This window comes from Candidatus Poribacteria bacterium, assembly GCA_021295755.1.
Taxonomy (GTDB): Bacteria; Poribacteria; WGA-4E; order WGA-4E; family PCPOR2b; genus PCPOR2b.
This window is the reverse complement of sequence record JAGWBT010000193.1, coordinates 3136-5263: the sequence shown is the minus strand read 5'-3', so window position 1 is coordinate 5263 and position 2128 is coordinate 3136. Positions and strand designations below refer to the sequence as shown.

Here is a 2128-nt window from a genome sequence, read left to right as displayed (position 1 = left end):
TTGGGTGCTGATAGTTTCTACGAAGGGTGCATAGTCGCTGTCAGTCGTAATAACCGTATCCGCGTGCGTGATAACTGTATCCAACTGATACATGCCATCAGCGGCGTTGGACAGGTCAAACGTCTGAACCCAGAGGGATTGTAAGGCGTTTACCGCCGGAACGTTTAACACAGACCGCAGCTGGAGATTCGTCGTTGTGACAATCTCTACGAGATCCGGTCCCAACTCTGGTGCGAGGAGAGTTTCAACGATTCCACGGTCTTCAACTTGCAGATTCCGTGGATCCGGCACCACCCAGTTTTCCACCGTTCTACCATCAACTTCATACGAATGGGCAAGCCTCACCCGATAGTGGTAATACACTTTGGAACCAGGCATCAGTTGTGCTTCCGCTTCCCATATCCCTGTGTCCATATTCGGTGTCATAGGGATTCCGGTGTCTCCGTCAATCACTAGGTCAACAGATGCAAACACCGACATACCCTCGTTCAAACCGTCCCATGACGGCAGGAACAGGACAGCTCGCTCCTCTTCCAATTGGAAGGTATACGGAACGGTATCGCCGGCGGCGATACGCGTCGCTGAAGCACGCCCGGACTGTCCACCGGAGAGCGTGAACATCACACTGTCGGCGGTTGGACCTGTGAGGACATACAGATTGAGTAGATCTCCATTAAGCCATCGATTCGGATCCGTTGGTCTGTCTTGTCCCAAGACATGCCACATCGGTTTGGGGGCGATCGCGTTGCCGAAGTTCGCCTTGCTGATCGCATCGTTGGTTGGGTCGAAACCGGCGGGTAGGCTTGCCAGTTGTCCCTTCATCAGGTCAAGATATAAGATGCCGGAAGGAATCATCTCAAGCAGGACAGGATTGGTTTGAATCGCTTCCCGACTGATTCGCTTTAGCTCTTCCGGGACATATTGGGGATTGATCGACAGACCACCCAACGCTTTGATCGGTGGCAGCATCTTAATCGGATCAACCACCATCGGCTGGTTCCGATAAATGATCTCAATAGATCTCAACGGGTCAATTTCTGCATGACCGTGGTATCCATCAACGCTGCGTAAAACATCAACCATCAAGACATCGCCGGTGCTTGCAATCGTCGCCGGCGGGTCGAAGAAGGTATACTCATATCCACCGGACGCATCTGTGGAGACCTGTGCAGGCGTCATGGCTTGCCCGTCCATTACGAGTGTGATGGTGACCTGAAGACCTGCGCCCGCAGCCGTGCCATCTAGCTCGACAACGCTACCGACCACATTAAGCACACCGACTTTAGCGGGAACGTCTGTCTGAATGTTCACCATTGCTTGTGATGCCTGAATCTCCGGTGTGGTAAGGGTGCGGGCCATCGCTCCAACGGTTACCCCCGCCTCCTCCACTTCAACGGTGAGGCTATCACCTCTCTCTGCAGCGATATCAAGAAATTCAATGAGGGTAGCGGCATACTCGCCATTGTCATCGACGGGTACGCGCTGTTCCAGATTGCGGACGGAATTGGCAACAACAACCGTCAGCTCGTTCTCTCTCAAATGGCCCGCTGCCGCCACTGGATCACCATCGCCATCTCTGAGGTAGACTGTACCTACGACATTGAGCAGCTTTGAAGTCGCTCCAATATCGGTGTATACCTTTCTTGTGATCGTCGGATCGGCAAGTTTTATATGGGTCAGGGTAAACTGGTCGCCAGGACCACGCTGCGTGCCGGTGGAATCTGTCACAATGATTGAAACCGGATCGCCGGTGGTTGCAACAGTCATGGGCGGTATCTCAAGGAATGTGACTGAAAAGGAGCCATCCGCTTCGGTTGAAGTTGTCTGTGACTCATCCGCGCCGACTGTTACCTTAACGTCAAATCCGCTGTCGACAGGGGTCATCATATCGTCTCTATATACAACGCCATCCACGACTAGGATATCGACGGACATGGGGGGCAGTACAATATCTGTCATCACGTCTTGGGTCACGGTGGCAGATCCCGTTGTACCGAGATCTGCATTGGTCAGGGGCAACTCTTCGGCACCACTTTCCGCGCCGGTATCATCTGTGACAACGATTGAAACCAGATCGTCGGTGCTTGCAGCGGGCGTGTCTAAACCAACGGCTGTCCGCTCAAAAAAC

Annotated in this window: 1 protein-coding gene; it reads right to left on the bottom strand. The window is 53.2% G+C overall.

Annotation, left to right across the window (positions count from 1 at the left end):
* The coding region (locus J4G02_21275) for a hypothetical protein (GenBank protein MCE2397056.1) at positions 1 to 2128 on the bottom strand (2128 nt) is incomplete at both ends.